Below are 17,417 nucleotides of genomic sequence, written 5' to 3' on the forward strand. Positions count from 1 at the left end.
GGCCCCATGTTAATGAAATTGCTCGGCCGGTTCCTCCGGCCGCACTGGCGGCTGCTGGTGGGCGTCGTCGTCTTCCAGCTCGCCCAGTCGTTGCTGTCCCTCTGGTTGCCGAAGTTGAACGCCGACATCACGGACAACGGCATCGCGAAGGGCGACACCGGCTACATCGTCATGGTGGGCGCAGGGATGCTCGCCGTGACGCTCGTGCAGGTCGCCTGCTCGATCACCGCCGTGTACTTCGGCGCCAAGGCCGCCATGCGGGTCGGGCGGGACCTCCGCACAGCGATCTTCGTGAAGGTGGGCGACTTCTCGGAGCGCGAGGTGACGCGGTTCGGCGCTCCGTCGCTGATCACCCGCAACACGAACGACGTTCAGCAGGTGCAGATGCTCGTGCTGATGACGTGCACGCTCCTGGTCTCCGCCCCCATCCTGGCCGTCGGCGGCATCATCCTCGCGATGCAGCAGGACATCGAGCTCTCCTGGCTGATCGCGGTGAGCGTGCCGATCCTGCTGATCGCGGTGAGCCTCATCATCACGCGGATGGTGCCGCTGTTCCGCAAGATGCAGGAGCGCATCGACCGCGTGAACCGCGTGCTGCGCGAACAGCTCACGGGCATCCGCGTCGTGCGAGCCTTCGTGCGGGAGGACATCGAGGCCGACCGGTTCAAGGAGGCGAACGCGGATGTGACCGACACCGCTCTCAAGGCGGGCCGGTTGTTCGCCCTGATGTTCCCGATCGTGATGCTGGTGCTGAACGTGTCGAGTGTCGCGGTGATCTGGTTCGGTGCTTTCCGCATCCAGGACGGCTCGCTGCAGATCGGAACGCTGACCGCCTTCCTCCAGTATCTGATGCAGATCCTCATGGCCGTCATGATGGCCACCTTCATGGCCGTTCTGGTGCCGCGAGCCGCGGTCTGCGCCGACCGCATCTCCGAGGTTCTCGACACCGACTCCTCGGTGCGCGCGGCCGAGAACCCGGTCGTGACGCTGGAGGCACACGGCACCCTGGAGCTCCTCGACGTCGGATTCTCGTATCCCGGAGCCGAGCAGCCGGTGCTGAGCGACGTGACGTTCTCCGCGAGAGCGGGGGAGACCACGGCGATCATCGGCAGCACGGGCGCCGGCAAGACCACGCTGATCAACCTCATCCCGCGCCTGTTCGACGCCACGAGCGGACTCGTACTGGTCGACGGCGTCGACGTGGCAGAGCTCGATCCCGACCTCCTGTGGTCGCGCATCGGCCTCATTCCGCAGAAGCCGTACCTGTTCTCCGGCACGGTCGCCAGCAACCTGCGGTACGGCAAGCCCGCCGCGACGGACGAAGAGCTGTGGCACGCCCTCGAGGTGGCGCAAGCGAAAGACTTCGTGGAAGCGATGTCCGAGAAACTGGATGCGCCGATCGCCCAAGGCGGCACCAACGTCTCCGGAGGTCAGCGCCAGCGGCTCGCGATCGCGCGGGCCCTGGTGAAACGCCCCGAGATCTACGTGTTCGACGACTCGTTCTCAGCACTCGACACCGCCACCGACGCCCGGCTCAGGGCCGCGCTCGCCCGCGATGTCGCGGACGCCACGATGATCATCGTCGCGCAGCGCGTCTCGACGATCGTCGACGCCGACCAGATCATCGTGCTCGACGACGGCAGGGTCGTCGGACGAGGCACCCACGACGAACTTTTGCAGACGAACGAGACGTACGCGGAGATCGTCTCATCGCAGCTGACAGCGGAGGAAGCAGCATGAGCGACGACACCGAGACCACCGAAGTCGCGCCGGCTCGCCCGACTCCTCGCCGGGGGCCCGGCGGCGGCGGACCGTTCGGCGGGATGCAAGGGCCCGTCGAGAAGTCGATGAACTTCGGCCCGTCGGCCAAGCGGCTCGCGTCGAGGCTGCGACCCGAGGCGTGGGGCATCGCCTTCGTCACGCTGCTCGCCGTGGTGAGCGTCGTGTTCGCCGTGCTCGGCCCAAGGCTGCTCGGCAACGCGATCAACCTCGTGTTCGCCGGCGCGATCTCGCTGCAATTCCCGAAGGGGATGACGCAGCAGCAGGTGATCGACAGCCTGCGCGCCGCTCATCAAGGACAGCTCGCCGACCTCGTCGGCGGCACGACGTTCACGCCCGGCGCCGGCATCGACTTCACCGCCGTCGGCATGGTGCTGATGTGGGTGCTGGCCCTGTACATCCTCTCGTCGCTGTTCAGCTACCTGCAGTCGTACGTGCTGAACGGCATCACCCAGCGCACCGTCTACCGCCTGCGCGAGGAGGTGGAGGAGAAGGTCAACCGACTCCCGCTCAAGTACTTCGACGGGATGCAGCGCGGTGAGCTGCTGAGCCGGGTCACCAACGACATCGACAACATCTCGCAGACGCTGCAGCAGACCATGAGCCAGCTGCTCACCTCGCTGCTGACGGTGATCGGCGTCGTGGTGATGATGTTCGTCGTGTCGCCGCTGCTCGCCGTGATCGCTCTGGTGACCATCCCGCTCACCCTGCTCATCACGACGGTGATCGCGAAACGCTCCCAGAAGCTGTTCGTCGCCCAGTGGAAGAACACCGGCGAGCTGAACGCCCAGATCGAGGAGGCCTTCACCGGTCACTCCCTCGTGAAGGTGTTCGGGCGGCACCGCGAGGTCGAGGCGAAGTTCCGGCAGAAGAACGAGGAGATGTACGAGGCTAGCTTCGGCGCGCAGTTCATCTCCGGCATCATCATGCCGGCCATGATGTTCGTCGGAAACCTGATGTACGTCGTGATCGCGGTCGTCGGCGGCCTCCAGGTCGCGAGCGGTGCGATGCAGCTCGGCGACGTGACGGCGTTCATCCAGTACTCGCGCCAGTTCACTCAGCCGCTCACCCAGCTGGGGTCGATGGCCAACCTGCTGCAGTCGGGTGTCGCTTCGGCCGAGCGCGTGTTCGAGCTGCTCGACGCGGACGAGCAGACGCCCGATCCGGCAGAGCCCGCGAGCCCGCAGGGCACAAAGGGACGCCTCGCGTTCGAGGACGTCTCGTTCCGGTACGTGGAGGACAAGCCGCTCATCGACGACCTCTCGCTCGTCGCGGAACCGGGGCAGACGGTCGCGATCGTCGGACCGACCGGCGCGGGCAAGACAACGCTCGTCAACCTCATGATGCGTTTCTACGAGCTCGACTCGGGGCGCATCACGCTCGACGGGGTCGACATCGCCTCCATGACGCGGCGTGATCTGCGCAGCCGGATGGGCATGGTGCTGCAAGACACCTGGCTGTTCAACGGCACCATCCGCGACAACATCGCCTACGGGCGGCCGGATGCGACCGAGGAGGAGATCCTGGATGCGGCGCGCGCCACGTACGTCGACCGCTTCGTGCACTCGCTGCCCGACGGCTACGACACGGTGCTCGACGACGAAGGCGGCAACGTCTCGGCGGGAGAGAAGCAGCTGCTGACGATCGCGCGGGCCTTTCTGGCCCGTCCGAGCGTGCTCATCCTCGATGAGGCGACCAGCTCGGTCGACACACGCACGGAGGTGCTCGTGCAGAAGGCGATGGCGGCGCTCCGCAGCGACCGCACGAGTTTCGTGATCGCGCACCGGTTGTCGACCATCCGGGATGCCGACCTCATTCTCGTGATGGAGGCGGGCCGCATCGTCGAACAGGGCACGCACACCGAACTGCTCGCCGCCGGCGGCGCGTACTACGCCCTGTACAACGCGCAGTTCGCGGCGCCGGTCTCCTCAGACGAGGCCTGACCGGGCCTGACGGCGCCCGAGGGGCGAGTTCTTGTGGGCTGCGCGGGTGCGCGGGTCACAAGAACTCGCCCCTCGACGCATCCGGCGCCAGGTGGGAGGGATCGCCGCCTCAGTGTCCGGTGAGCGGGGCGAGGAGCCGGGCGGCGAGGGAGGGACGGCCGGTGAGCCGCTCCTCGGCGTCGGCGAGCTGCATGCCGAGAAGACCGGCGTTCGCTCCGGCAAATCGGAAGGGCTCGGGCTCCCAGCGGGGGGAGCGGTGCCCGACCCAGGGCAGGCGCGTGAGCGACGTTCGCCGCCCGGTCAAGAGATCGGCGAGGGTTCGGCCGGCCAGGTTCGTGGTCGAGAGTCCGTCGCCGACGTAGCCGCCGGCCCAGGCCTCCCGGCGCTCGGTGTCGAGGCCGACACTGGCGTGCCAATCCCGCGGCACGCCGAGGGGGCCGCCCCAGTGGTGGGTGATCCGCGCGTTCGCCGCGTCCGGAAACAGGTCGATCAGGGCGCGCCGGAGATGGTCTCGCACCCGGTCGACCCTGTCGTAGGCCGGGCGGATGGCGCTGCCGGGGTGATACAACGCACCGCGGCCGCCGAACGCGAACCGGTTGTCCGCGGTGCGCTGACCGTAGACGATCAGGTGGCGGAAGTCGGCGAACGTCTGCCCGTGCTCGATGCCGATGCGTTCCCAGGTCTCGTCGGAGAGCGGTTCGGTCGCGATCATCAGGGAGTAGAGCGGCAGGATGCGCCGCCCCACCTGCGGCAGCGCCGATCCGTAGCCTTCCGTCGCGTTCACGACCGTGCCGGCCCGAACCGTGCGGGGGATTCCGCCGGAGACGACAGACACGGTGCCTTGAGCCCAGGAGAGCACGTCGGCGCCCTCGTAGATCGTCGCACCCCGCCGCTCGACGGCGCGGGCGAGGCCGCGCACGAGCTTGCCGGGGTGCACGCGCGCGCAGGCCGGTGTGAACATCGCGGCGACCGCATCCGGCACCCCGAAGCGGGCCTGAACCGTCTCCGTGCCCAGGAGGGAGACCCGATCGACGCCGTACCGTTCCGATTCCGCGAACTCGGCGCGCGCGCCGGCGAGCTGCACGCGTGACCGGGCGAACGTCACGGTTCCGCCGCGCACGTAGTTGCAGTCGATCCCTTCGGCTTCGGTGGCCCGACCGACCTCCTCGACCGTGTCGACCATCGCCCGGCGCTGAGCGACGGCCGCCTCGAGACCGTAGCGGGCTTCCAGCGTCGTCGCCGAGAGCGGAAACAGGGCGGAGCACCAGCCGCCGTTGCGGCCGGAGGCGCCGAACCCGGCGATCTCCTTCTCCAGTACCGCGATACGAAGCGACGGGTCGGCCTCCTGCAGGTAGTACGCCGTCCAGAGTCCGGTCAGGCCGCCGCCGACGATCGCCACGTCGACGCTGATGTCGTCGTCGAGTGCCGCCCGGCGCGTGAAACCGTTCTCGGCCTCGGCGATCGAGTCGAACCAGAAGCCCACCCGCTCGTATCCCATTGCGCTCCCGCCGGTTCGCCGGAGCGGTCAGAGGTGGTTGGAGGCCTCGGTGAGCACCGATTCGAGGATCTGACGGATCTCGACGAACTCGTCGGGCCCCACCGTGAGCGGCGGCGCGAGCTGCACGACGGGGTCGCCTCTGTCGTCGGCCCGGCAGTAGAGGCCGGCTTCGAAGAGGGCCTTCGACAGGAATCCGCGCAGGAGGCGCTCGGACTCGTCGTCGTTGAAGGTCTCCTTGGTGGCCTTGTCTTTGACCAGCTCGATGCCGAAGAAGTACCCGTCACCGCGCACGTCGCCCACGATGGGCAGCGCGAGCAGTTTCTCGAGCTCGGCCCGGAACAGCGGCGAGTTCTCGCGCACGCGCTCGTTGAGCTTCTCCTCCTCGAAGATGTCGAGGTTCGCCATCGCGACCGCTGCGGAGACCGGGTGACCGCCGAACGTGTACCCGTGGTAGAACGACGTGTTGCCGTGCTTGAAGGGCTCGTAGATCTTGTCGCTGATGATGGTGGCGCCGATGGGGGAGTATCCCGATGTCATCGCTTTGGCGCAGGTGATCATGTCGGGAACGTAGCCGTACTCGTCGCACGCGAACATGTGTCCGATGCGCCCGAACGCGCAGATGACCTCGTCGCTGACGAGCAGAACGTCGTACTTGTCGCAGATCTCGCGCACGCGCTGGAAGTATCCGGGGGGCGGCGGGAAGCATCCGCCCGAGTTCTGCACCGGCTCCAGGAAGACGGCAGCGACGGTCTCCGGCCCTTCGAACTGGATCATCTCCTCGATGCGGTTCGCTGCCCACACGCCGAACTGCTCCAGGTCGTCGGTCGGGCCGCCCATCTCGGCGGCACGATAGAAGTTGGTGTTCGGAACCCGGAAGCCGCCCGGCGTCAGCGGCTCGAACATCTCTTTCATGGCGGGGATGCCGGTGATCGCAAGCGCGCCCTGCGGGGTGCCGTGGTAGGCGACGGCCCGCGAGATCACCTTGTGCTTGGTGGGCCGGCCCTGCAGCTTCCAGTAGTACTTGGCGAGCTTGAACGCGGTTTCGACCGCTTCGCCGCCGCCCGTGGAGAAGAAGACCCGGTTGAGGTCGCCTGGCGCGTAGTGCGCGAGGCGGTCGGCGAGCTCGATGGCGTTCGGATGCGCGTAAGACCAGATGGGGAAGAACGCGAGCTCTTCCGCCTGCTTTGCAGCGACCTCGGCCAGGCGTTTGCGTCCGTGACCGGCGGCGACGACGAACAGGCCGGAGAGCCCGTCGATGTACTTGCGGCCGCGGGAGTCCCAGATGTGGTGTCCCTCTCCCTTGGTGATGATCGGCACGCCGGCGCCGTCCTCCATCACCGACTGACGGGCGAAGTGCATCCACAGGTGGTCTCTCGCCTTCGCCTGCAAGACCGCGTCTGCGGCAGAAGAGTGAACGGCGGGCGTTTCTTCGGTGGTGGTCATCTTTTACCGTGTTCCCCAGTTGTAGAACTGTTTGTGGAGTTTGAGATAGACGAACGTCTCGGTCGAGAGCACACCGTCGAGTGTCCGGATCTCCGAGTTGAGCATGTTGATCAGGTCGAGGTCGTTCTCGCACACGACCTCGGCGAGGATGTCGAAGCTGCCGGCGGTGAGCACCACGTAGTCGACCGCGGGCATCGCGGCGAGCTTGTCGGCGACGGTACGCGTGTCGCCCGTCACCCGCACGCCGATCATCGCCTGACGGTAGAAGCCCAGCTGCATCGGGTCGGTCACCGCGACGATCTGCATGACCCCGGATTCGGTGAGCTTCTGCACCCGCTGACGAACGGCGGCCTCGCTGAGACCGACGGCTTTGCCGATCTCCGCGTAGGAACGGCGCCCGTCGACCTGCAGCTGCTCGATGATCGCCTTGGAGACGTCGTCGATCTGCGCCGATTTTGCGGGACTCGTTGCCCGAGGGGTGCTCATGGAGCGATTCTGTCAGTGGTATCGACGCCCTGCAAGCGAATCCGCACATTCTTCCGGCTTTCGCTGACGAAATCGGTACCATGTCCCTATGGCGATTCGACCTCTCTCGATGGCTGACCGGGCGCTCTTGAGAGAGGCCACGCTCGCCAACATGAACTGGGACGGACCGCGCTTCACGCTCGATGATGTGGACGGCAGTCCCGAGCTTTCGCACTACTTCACGAGTTTCCCCTCCGGCCGCGATTTCGGGCTCGCAGACGTCGAGGGGGATACCGCCAGGGCGGTGGCCTGGCTGGTGTTCCTTCCGGCCGAGGACCCTGGATACGGGTTCGTCGACCCGGGCATTCCCGAGCTGAGCATCACAACGTTCGCGGGTCACCGCGGTGAGGGCATCGGTGAAGCTCTGCTTGCGGAATTGATCGACCGGGCTCGGAGTCGCGGCATCCCCGGTATCAGCCTCAGCGTGGCAGACGGTAACCGCGCGCGGCGGCTCTACGACCGCGCCGGGTTCGAGGTCGTCGGACGCAGCGGGAGCTCGGACACGATGCTCCTCGCCCTGACTTAGAGCACTCCGGCTACGGCAAGGGTCTCTCGGCGCACGGTTTCGAAGATTACACTCGGATGAAGCATGTGATGAGCTGCATCGGCTAGCCGATCGAGACGCGGGAGGAACGAGAGGTGACTCCCGGTTTCACGAGGTACACCCCGGCCGACGGGTCTGCGCACTGGCTGTTCGTGGCGGGGAAACGGTTCGTCGCCGCGTTCGAGAGCAGTGTCTCGGACGCGATCGTCGACGCCGTGTGGTGGTTGGCCGAATTGGAGCTCGCGACCATCGAGTCCGTGGTCGGGGCCTTCCCCTTGACGGGCGAGGATGCGGTGCGATCGTTCGCGGTCGCCGAACTCGGCGAGCAGAACGCGGCCCACGAGATCGTCGTCACCGCCGTTGTGCGCGGCTCGGCCGTCGTCGACGTGTTCTCGGTCGGAGGGTCGCGCCGGTTCGCCGCGGGAGGCGTGCAGCCCTGGGTTCTGGCCGAGTTCCGCTCGGTGACCGGGCTGGTGCTCGGCGGCGACGAGCTGCCGACCGGCCCCTCAGCGCAGGCGAGCGGCGGCTCCCTTCCTCTCGGCAGCGGCATCGTCGACGGCGAGCTCCTCGTGTGGTCCGCCGAGCGACTCGCACGGGAGGCGAGAAAGTCTCCGCGAGCGGTGAAGCCCGTCGCCCCGCTGACCGGCAGCGACTCCGGCGCCGATCGCGATACCGACGAGACGATCATCCGGCCCCGCAGGTCGTCGAGCCTCTTCGCCCACTCGGATGAGCTGCCGTCCCCTGCCGTCGACATCGAACCGCCTCCCGACACGCCTCTCGACACGCCGCTGCAGGTACGGCCTCCCATCGTCGAGGACGGCTTTCCGCCGACCCAACCGGTGGCGGTGGTTCCTGCCCCCGCCGCCTTCGCGATCCGCCTGGCATCGGGGGACAGATTCACACTCGACCTGCCCGTGCTGATCGGCCGCCGGCCAACGCCCATGCGGGTCACCTCGGGCGCGCAGCCGCGGCTCATCGCCGTTCCGTCGCCCGACAACGAGGTGTCGTCGACGCACCTCCAGATCGAGCAGGTGGGGGACGCGGTCGTGGTGACCGATCTGCGCTCCACCAACGGCACGACGGTGTCGCCCCCGCACGGTGAGAGCACGCGTTTGCGGCCGGGCCAGTCCGCCGTGGTGCTTCCAGGTGCTGTGGTCGACATCGGCGACGGTAATATCATCGAGATCACTGCCGCCGGAGGCGAACCGTGAGCCGCGCATCGCGTGTCCCGATCAGAAGAGGACGAGAGTGACCCAGATCGGTCGCAGCAACAGACGCCACAACGTGGTCGTGCCGGGAGACACGGACGCGCGCATCAGCTTGGCCTGGGCGGCGCTCAGCGACAAGGGGTACCGCCGCTCCGTCAATGAGGACAGCCTGCTCGCGCGATCGCCGATCTTCGCCGTCGCCGACGGGATGGGCGGCCACACGGCGGGAGACTTCGCGAGCACCGCTGTGGTCACGCGGCTGGCGGAGCAGGTCTCGGTGGACTTCGTGGACGAGGAGTCGCTCACGTCGGCGCTGCGCTCTGCGGTGGACGACATGGGCCGCGGCGTCGGCCACACCGACCTCGGCACCGGGACGACCGTCACGGGCATCGCCCTGACGCTCGTCGACGGCGCCCCGTACTGGCTCGTGTTCAACATCGGCGACTCCCGGGTGTACAGCTATCGCGACGGGGCGCTCGAGCAATTGACGCTCGACCATTCGATCGTGCAAGAGCTCCTCGACGCCGGCGCGATCACACCCGCCGAGGCGGAGGTGCACCCGCACAGCAACGTGATCACGCGCGCGGTCGGCTTCAACGAAGATCCGGTGCCCGACTACTTCCTGCTTCCGATCGTCGCGGGCTCCCGGCTGCTGGTGTGCTCGGACGGGCTCACGAAAGAACTGACCGAGCACGGCATCCGGCACTTCCTCGCTGAGGGCTCCTCGCCGCTCGATTCGGCGCAGCAGCTCATGGATGCGGCGCTCGGTAACGGCGGCCGCGACAACATCACCGTCGTGGTCGTCGACGTGCTCGCCACCCCGGAGAGCGGCTCGCACCGCGAAGGGGTCGCCCGGCGCACCGCGCGGCGGCACTGACCCGGCGGCACCGACCGGGGCTCGACACCCGCTCTGACTGCCCCCCGACTTGGGGGTACGGCTGGTGTCCCCAGTCTGGGACCCAGGCTCCGGAGGGCGTATCCCCGCTGCCTACAATGGGGAAACGACTGCCCGACAGGGCCCGCGCGGCCGTGCGCGGTGGACCCTGAGACCACGTCAACAGCATCGAACCGGGAGGCGATCATGGCTCGACGTCTGCCATCGCAGCCGCCCAACCTCCCCGGTTTCTCGTATGTCCGCGTGCTCGGTTCCGGCGGTTTCGCCGATGTCTTCCTCTACGAGCAGAACATGCCGCGCAGGCAGGTCGCCGTGAAGGTGATGCTCGCCGAGGTCGTCACCAGCCAGGTCAAGCAGATGTTCCAGGCCGAGGCGAACCTGATGGCCCAGCTGAGCACGCATCCGTCGATCCTCACGGTGTACCAGGCGAGCGTGTCGGCCGACGGGCGGCCGTACCTCGTGATGGAGCTGTGCTCGGCGGCGATCGGGCAGCGGTACAGGATGGAGCCGCTCGCGGTTCCGGAGGCGCTGAGCGTCGGGGTACGGATTGCGAGCGCCGTCGAGACGGCGCACCGGGCGGGCGTTCTCCACCGCGACATCAAGCCGTCGAACATCCTGACCACCGCGTACGGTCATCCCGTGCTGAGTGACTTCGGCATCGCCGCCACGCTCGGCGAAGCGGATGTGACCGAGGCGATCGGGCTGTCCATCCCGTGGTCGGCGCCGGAGGTGCTGCTCGACGAGACGAGCGGAACCATCGCCAGCGAGGTGTGGGCGCTCGGGGCGACGATCTACTCGATGCTCGCCGGCCGGTCTCCGTTCGAGATCCCGGGCAAGGAGAACACGTCGTCGGAGCTCATCCAGCGCATCACCAAGGGCCGCCCGCAGCTCATCGGGCGGGCGGATGTGCCCCCGCGGCTGGAACAGGTGCTGCAGCGCGCGATGTCCAAGAAGCCGTCGAACCGGCAGCGCACCGTGCTGGAGTTCATCCGCGAGTTGCAGGCCGTCGAGACCGAGCTAGGGCTCGCGCAGACGCCGATCGAGGTCGCGATGGACGACTGGGCGCTCGCGACCGCCGACGATCCGGAGGATCGCACCAGGATCAAGGGCGTCGTGTCGGTCGATCCGTCCGGCGCGCGACGCCGTCGACGTCAGCCGGCGGCCCAGACGCTCACGCGTGCGCCCGGTCGCACCGCGGGGCGCGAGTCGGGCAGCTCGCCGAGCACTCCGCCGCCGGCGAAACAGCGCTGGTCGCGCGCCCTCGTCCTCGCCGTCTCGGCCTGCGCCGTGTTGGTGGCGGCGCTGGCCGTCACGGCCACCCTGGTTCTCGTGAAGGTGTCGGCGAACAGTGAGATCCCGACCGTGCGCGATCTCTCGGGAGAGGTGTCGGAGAGCACGATCGTGTTCACCTGGACCGATCCCGGGCTGCAGCCCGACGACACGTATCAGGTGGCGGTGGGAGATCAGCCGCCGAGCATCCAGCACGCCACCGAGTTCCGCGTCGACGCCAAGCCCGGCGAGACGGTGTGCGTGACGGTGACCGTGAACCGTGACGGCAAGACCGGCGACCCGAGCGGCCAGAAGTGTGTCGAGAGGGCGGCCGGCTCGTGATCGGCTCGTGGCTCGCCGCGCACAAGTCGCTGGTTGCCACGGCGACGAGTGGCACGGCGGTGGTCGCGCTGGTCACGACGCTGGCGGTCGTGTCCGGCGGCTACAGCGCGCAGCGCATGGATCTCGGCGACGCGGCCGTGTGGGTGGCGAGCGACGCGAAGAAGTCGCTCGGCCGCGCCAACACCGAGATCGAGAAGCTGAACTCGGTCGTCCCCGGTGGTGGAGAGGCGCTCGACGTCGTGCAAGACGGCGGCAACGTTCTGCTGGTCGACAAGGAGACCAACACGGTCTCCGTCGTCGACCCGGCCACGAGCGAGGCGGGCAAGGCGGTCGCGCTTCCGCCCCGCAGCCCATCGGTGCAGCTGGCGGGCGATCAGGTCTCGCTGCTCTCGCAGACGACGGGCCAGGTCTGGCTCACCTCGGTGAGCAGGCTGGAGGACTTCAACGCCGGTTCGGCACCGACGATCGATCTCGGTGGGCGGGCGGTCTCGGCGCTCGACCCGTCGGGGCGACTTTTCGCATACCTTCCCGACACCCGCACGGTGACGAGCATCGATGTGGGCGGCGACGAGCCCAAGACCACGTCGGTGAAGGTGGCGACGAGCGGCGACGGCGCCGATGTCGCGGTGACGAGCGTCGGCGGTCAGTGGGCGCTCTTCGACCCGGATGCGCGGCGGCTCTACACCGCCGACCGTGCCGTCGACTTGTCGGACCTCTTGGGCTCGGATGCGAACCCGGTGCTGCAGCGGCCGAGCGCCACCGGCGACGCCGTGTGGATCGCGACCTCGACCGGACTGATCCGCGTGCCGTTCGGCAGCGGGTCGCCGAGTGAGGCGGTTCGCGGCCGCACCGGTGCGGCCGCTGCGCCCATCACTGTCGGATCGTGCACGTACGCGGCTTGGAGCGGCGGCACCACCTGGAAGCAGTGCGGAACGTCGGCCGGGCAGTCGGGCACGCTCGGCGACGTCCCCTCGGGCGCATCACTCGCCTTCCGGGCGAACAGCGGCAGGGTCGTGCTGAACGACACGAAGTCCGGTGTGTCCTGGGCCGTGCAGACCGGAAATCAGCGCATCGACAACTGGGACGAGCTGCTGGCGAAGAACGACACGAAGGAGCAGGTCGACCAGAGCAAGCAGGACACGCCGCCGCAGTACGAGAAGCAGCAGCAGCCCCCGGTCGCCGTCGACGATCAGTTCGGCGCCCGCCCCGGCCGGGTCACCCCGCTGCCCGTGCTGCTCAACGACTACGACCCGAACGGCGACGTGCTGGCCATCGACTCGTTCACCAGCATCCCGATCGAGCAGGGAACGCTGGAACTCACCAACAGCAACCAGCAGCTTCAGATCACGCTTCCCGACGCGGCGACCGGCACGATCGCCTTCGACTACACGATCTCCGACGGCCGCGGCGGAACGGCGAGCGCCCACGTGGTCGTCTCGGTGCGCCAGCCGACCGAGAACTCCCCGCCGGTGTGCACCCGGGCGGCCAAGGCCGTCGTGCAGACCGGGGGCAGGGTCACGGCCCAGGTGCTCGGCGACTGCTACGACCCCGACGGCGACTCGTTCTTCCTCTCCGCGGCGACGCCCACCGCGCCGGACACCGTGACGTTCACGCCCCAAGGTCAGGTGGCGTTCTCGGATCACGGAGGCGGGGGCGACCTCAAAGACGTGTCGCTCGTGGTCTCCGACGCACGCGCAGAAGGAACAGGAACCCTCGCCGTGACCGTGCGCCCGCCGGGGCAGGTTCCGATCATCGCTGACCCGTTCGCCGTTCTCGCCTACCAGAGCCAGGAGGTGACGGTGCAGCCGCTCGCGCACGTGCGCGGCGGTTCGGCCACCGTGCGCCTCAGCAACGTGCCGACGAAGGCGGACGCGACGCTGACGCCCGACTACCAGGGCGGCACGTTCCGATTCGAGAGCGACCAGGTCGGCACCCACAACATCGAGTACACGGTGACGGATGGCATCGTCACGACCACCGGCACCGTGCGCATCGACGTGAAGGCCCCGCCCGGAGCGAAGACGGCACCCATCGCGGTGCCGCACACCGCGTTCATCCGGGAGCAGAGCACACAGGACGTGGATGTGCTCTCCACCGACATCGACCCCTCGGGGGGCGTTCTGCTCGTCACCGGCGCCACCGCTCCCGCTCCCACGACCGGGGTGCGCGTCGAGGTGCTCGGCCAGCGCACGCTGCGCGTGACGCTCGGCCGACCGCTCGACGGGCCGGTCGACTTCCACTACCGGCTGAGCAACGGCCTGGCCGAGGCCGAGGGAACGGTCACCGTGGTGCAGCTGCCGGCGCTCACGGTGCACCAGCCGCCGATCGCGGCGCCCGACTCGATCTCCGTGCGCGTCGGCGACGTGGTGGACATCCCCGTGCTCGCCAACGACATCCAGCCCGACGGCGACAAGCTGACCCTCGATCCGACCCTGGCGACGCCCCTGCCTGCCGGCGCCGGGCTGCTCTTCGCGAGCGGCGACGGTCTGCGCTACCTGGCGCCGTCGAAGCCGGGCAACTTCACCGCCGCGTACAAGGTCGTCGGCGAAGACGGCCAGTGGGCGACGGCCGACGTGACGATCTCGGTGCGCGAGCGCGACGAGGCGACGAACAATCCGCCCGTGCCGAAGACGGTCACGGCGAGGGTTCTCGCGGGCGACACGGTGCGCATCACCGTTCCGCTGTCCGGCATCGATCCCGACGGCGACTCGGTGCAGTTCATCGGACAGGAGACGAACCCGCAGAAGGGTGCGGTCATCCGGTCGGGCCCCGACTGGATGGACTTCCAGGCGGGTGACTACGCTGCCGGCACCGACACGTTCACCTATGCGGTGGTCGACGCGCTCGGCTCGCGCGCCACGGGAACGGTGCGAGTCGGCATCGCGGCACGCGTCGACGGCGCGAGAAACCCGGTCGCGGTCGAGGACGACGTGACGGTGCGGCCGGGCAAGACGCTCTCGATCCAGGCGCTCGCCAACGACAGCGATCCCGACGGCAGCCCGCTCAGCATCAGCGCCGTGACCTCGCTCGACGGCAAGGCGAAGGCCAAGGTCTCTGGCGACCTCGTGGTGACCACGGCGTCGAAGACCCCGGGCACGTACAGCTTCCTCTACACGATCCAGAACGAGCGCGGGGGAACGAGCGAGAACTTCATCCGGGTCACGGTGAGCCCGGACGCGCCGCTCGCCCGGCCGATCGCGGAGGACACGGTGCTCGGGCTCTCCGACATCCTCGACAAGCAGTTCGTGAACGTCAACGTGCTCGCGAACGTGTTCTTCGCCGACGGCCCGGTGTCGAACGTCAAGCTCCAGGTGGTGCCCGGCTACTCGACGACGGCGAAGGTGACCGCCAACAAGCGCATCCGCGTGGCGATCGGGGCGAGGAGCCAGATCATCCCGTTCAAGGTCTCGAACCCCGACGACGAGACCATCTCCGGGTACGCGTTCGTGCGGGTCCCCGGTTACGACGACGCCCTCCCGCAGGTGAAGCGCGGTGCTCCCGCGCTGACCGTGCCGAGCGAGAAGACGCTGACGATCAAGCTCAACGACCACATCGTCGCGGTCGGCGATCGCAAGGTGCGTCTGACGGATGCCGCGACGGTGCGGGCGACCCACGCCAACGGCGGTGACCTCGTCGTCAACAGCGACACCCTGCAGTTCACGAGCAGTTCGCGGTATTTCGGATCGGCATCCATCTCGTTCCAAGTGACCGACGGCACGTCGGCCACCGACCCCAAGGGGAACGTCGCGACGATCGTGCTCCCGATCACGGTCACACCGAGGCAGAACCAGCCGCCGGCGTTCACGGGAGCGCTGATCGAGTTCGAGCCGGGCCAGTCGAAGACCGTCGATCTCACCAAGCTCACGAGCTATCCGTACGCCAAAGACCAGGCCGAGCTCGTTTATACCGTGCAGGATCCGAAACCGAGCGGCGTCAGCCTCAGCCTCACCGGTCGCAAGCTGACCATCACGGTGGCCGAGGGCACGCCCAAGGGTGCGACACCGTCGATCTCCATCGGTGTGAAGGATGCCGTCAACACAGGTCAGGCCGGGCGGATCGACATCGCCGTGGTTCCTTCGACCCGGCCCTTGGCGTCGCCGCAGGCCGACCGGGTGATCGCTCCTCGCGGGCGCACCACCGCCGTCGACGTTCTGGCCAACGACTCCGCCACCAATCCGTTCCCCGGCAAGCCGTTGAAGGTCGTCGGCGTGCGCGGTCTCGGGAGCTCGAACGTTCCCGCCGGGGTCGTCATCACGCCCAGCGCGGACAACTCGAGGCTGAGCATCCAGGTCTCGGACGCTGCAGCGCCGACGGATGTGACCCTGCAGTACGAGGTGTCGGATGCGACGGGCGACGCCGACCGCAACACCTGGGGCACCGTCGTCGTGTCGGTGCAGGACAGGCCGGAGCCCGTCTCGAACGTTCAGGTCACCTCGTTCGCCGACCGCGCGCTCGGCCTCTCGTGGATCCCCGGTGCCTTCAACAACTCCCCGATCACCGGTTTCCAGGTGACGGTCGCCCGCGCGGGCACGGGCCAGGTGGTGTCGACGACCACGTGCACCACCACATCGTGTGTCGTGCCGACGCCCGGAAACGGTGCGGACAACGCCGTGACCATCTCGATCGCCGCCCGGAACGAGCTGGGCCTCTCCGACCCGACCGCGTACGCGGAACCCGTCTGGTCGGACGTGGTGCCGAACGCGCCGGCCGACGTTTCCACGCGTCCGCTCGATCACGGTCTCCGGTTCACCTGGACGAAACCGGCCGACGCTCCGGGCGCCAGCCCGATCGGCTCGTACCAGATCTCGGTGGGCGGCCAGACGGCGTCGCTGTCGGTGCCGCGCGGCGACGCGGTGGGAACGTCGTACGCCTTGAACGTGACGGATGCGAGCATCCCGAACGGCGCTGCGGTCGGGTTCTCGATCTCCTCGCGCAACGACTTCTACGCCGGCCGCACCACCTGGAACCAGACGCAGGGGAGCGGTGTGCCCGCCGGAGGTCCGTTGCAGACGGGAACAGCGCCCGTCGCCACGCCCAGCACGACCGACGGCCGCACGGCGACGCTCAGCTGGTCGGGCGTGTTCTCCGACAACGGCGCCGGCATCAGCGACTACTACGCCGCGGTCTACGAGGGCGGCGCCGCCCCCAGTTGCTCGGTGAGCGGTGTCGAGAACGGCAAGCCCGTGCTGAACGTCGACCGTCAGAGCTCGACGTTCATCAAGACCGGCTCCGGTCAGGTCACGTTCTCCGGTCTCGCGCCGGGCCGCAACTACTCCTTCCTGGTCTACGCGTACAACGGCCAGGGATGCACGGCCAGCCCGGTCGTGACAGCCACCCCGCGTCAAGCACCGAGCACCCCGACCGACGCCCAGGTCACCGGTCCGACCGACAACGGCAGCGGACTCTGGGACTTCACGCTCGACGGGCTGACGTACACGCCGGGCAGCGGCGGCGGCGGAACGGAGGTCACGTACACGATCACGGGAGCGAACGGCGTCTCCGAGACGAACACGATCTCGGGCACCAGCGGGCGGCTCACGGGCACGACCGGCGACCACTACGGCACGCCGCTCCGTCTCACGATCGTGCGGGTGTGCGAGCTCTACAACGGGAGCGCGCCCCTCTGCAACGACCAGGGCGACACCCCGTTCAGCAAAGACATCGGCACCGCGGTGAACACGAACATCTCGGGCGCGCACTTCGACGCGCCGAGCAACACGTTCACCTGGACCGGCTGGCCGACGGGTTTGTACAGTTCCGTCACGTACAGCTGCGACGGTGGTGCGACGCAGTCGCCCATGCCGGCCGCGGGTTCCACCGCGACGTGCGTCGCGACGACCCCGTTCCCCGTGCTCCAGATCAGGGTCGGCGCCAATGGCACGACATACCGTCAGGACTACGCGAGTGGCAGCCTTGGATAGCGCGCGAAACGCCATACTGAATGGCAGCATCCCGTTCGCCGGCACGCACC

10 protein-coding genes are annotated in these 17,417 nt (G+C 68.3%); 7 read left to right on the forward strand and 3 right to left on the reverse strand.

The genetic code is table 11. The annotated features are described in order from the left end of the window. Positions 1-6 precede the first annotated feature (6 nt). Together ACFVWR_RS04640 and ACFVWR_RS04645 are read left to right on the forward strand one after the other, a co-directional pair. Positions 7-1,740, forward strand: coding sequence for an ABC transporter ATP-binding protein (locus ACFVWR_RS04640; RefSeq protein ID WP_387208489.1), 1,734 nt, complete (start codon positions 7-9; stop codon positions 1,738-1,740). Beyond that, the gene (locus tag ACFVWR_RS04645; protein ID WP_387208491.1) at positions 1,737-3,722 is read left to right on the forward strand and encodes an ABC transporter ATP-binding protein; all 1,986 of its coding nucleotides are present in this window, start codon (positions 1,737-1,739) and stop codon (positions 3,720-3,722) included. The genes ACFVWR_RS04640 and ACFVWR_RS04645 overlap by 4 nt, the downstream gene beginning before the upstream one ends. Before the next feature lie 109 nt (positions 3,723-3,831). Here the strand turns inward: ACFVWR_RS04645 and ACFVWR_RS04650 are convergent, their stop codons facing one another. From ACFVWR_RS04650 to ACFVWR_RS04660, 3 genes are read right to left on the reverse strand one after another with little or no spacing between them, the layout of a single operon-like run. After that, positions 3,832-5,220 (reverse strand): NAD(P)/FAD-dependent oxidoreductase, encoded by a 1,389-nt coding sequence (locus ACFVWR_RS04650; RefSeq protein WP_387208493.1) that lies wholly within the window; start codon positions 5,218-5,220, stop codon positions 3,832-3,834. A gap of 27 nt (positions 5,221-5,247) precedes the next feature. After that, positions 5,248-6,663, reverse strand: coding sequence for an aspartate aminotransferase family protein (locus ACFVWR_RS04655; RefSeq protein ID WP_387208495.1), 1,416 nt, complete (start codon positions 6,661-6,663; stop codon positions 5,248-5,250). A 3-nt stretch (positions 6,664-6,666) separates the two neighbouring features. Next, positions 6,667-7,149, reverse strand: a complete 483-nt coding sequence (locus ACFVWR_RS04660) for an Lrp/AsnC family transcriptional regulator (RefSeq protein WP_387208497.1) — start codon at positions 7,147-7,149, stop codon at positions 6,667-6,669. An 88-nt stretch (positions 7,150-7,237) separates the two neighbouring features. Between ACFVWR_RS04660 and ACFVWR_RS04665 the strand changes: the two genes are divergently transcribed. The 5 genes from ACFVWR_RS04665 (at position 7,238) to ACFVWR_RS04685 (ending at position 17,367) form a co-directional block, all read left to right on the forward strand. Next, the gene (locus tag ACFVWR_RS04665; protein WP_387208499.1) at positions 7,238-7,714 is read left to right on the forward strand and encodes a GNAT family N-acetyltransferase; all 477 of its coding nucleotides are present in this window, start codon (positions 7,238-7,240) and stop codon (positions 7,712-7,714) included. Positions 7,715-7,827: 113 nt separating this feature from the next. After that, positions 7,828-8,943 carry an FHA domain-containing protein gene (locus ACFVWR_RS04670; RefSeq protein WP_387208501.1) on the forward strand — a complete coding sequence of 372 codons (1,116 nt, stop codon included), beginning with the start codon at positions 7,828-7,830 and terminating at the stop codon, positions 8,941-8,943. 37 nt (positions 8,944-8,980) lie between these two features. After that, the gene (locus ACFVWR_RS04675) at positions 8,981-9,817 is read left to right on the forward strand and encodes a PP2C family protein-serine/threonine phosphatase (RefSeq protein WP_387208503.1); all 837 of its coding nucleotides are present in this window, start codon (positions 8,981-8,983) and stop codon (positions 9,815-9,817) included. 204 nt (positions 9,818-10,021) lie between these two features. Continuing rightward, positions 10,022-11,446, forward strand: coding sequence for a serine/threonine-protein kinase (locus ACFVWR_RS04680; protein WP_387208506.1), 1,425 nt, complete (start codon positions 10,022-10,024; stop codon positions 11,444-11,446). After that, entirely contained in the window at positions 11,443-17,367 is a 5,925-nt protein-coding gene (locus ACFVWR_RS04685) for an Ig-like domain-containing protein (RefSeq protein ID WP_387208508.1), read from the forward strand. Before ACFVWR_RS04680 ends, ACFVWR_RS04685 begins: the two co-directional genes overlap by 4 nt. The last annotated feature ends 50 nt before the right edge of the window (positions 17,368-17,417 follow it).

The sequence above is a fragment of the Leifsonia sp. NPDC058292 genome (assembly GCF_042880955.1).
Taxonomy (GTDB): Bacteria; Actinomycetota; Actinomycetes; order Actinomycetales; family Microbacteriaceae; genus Leifsonia.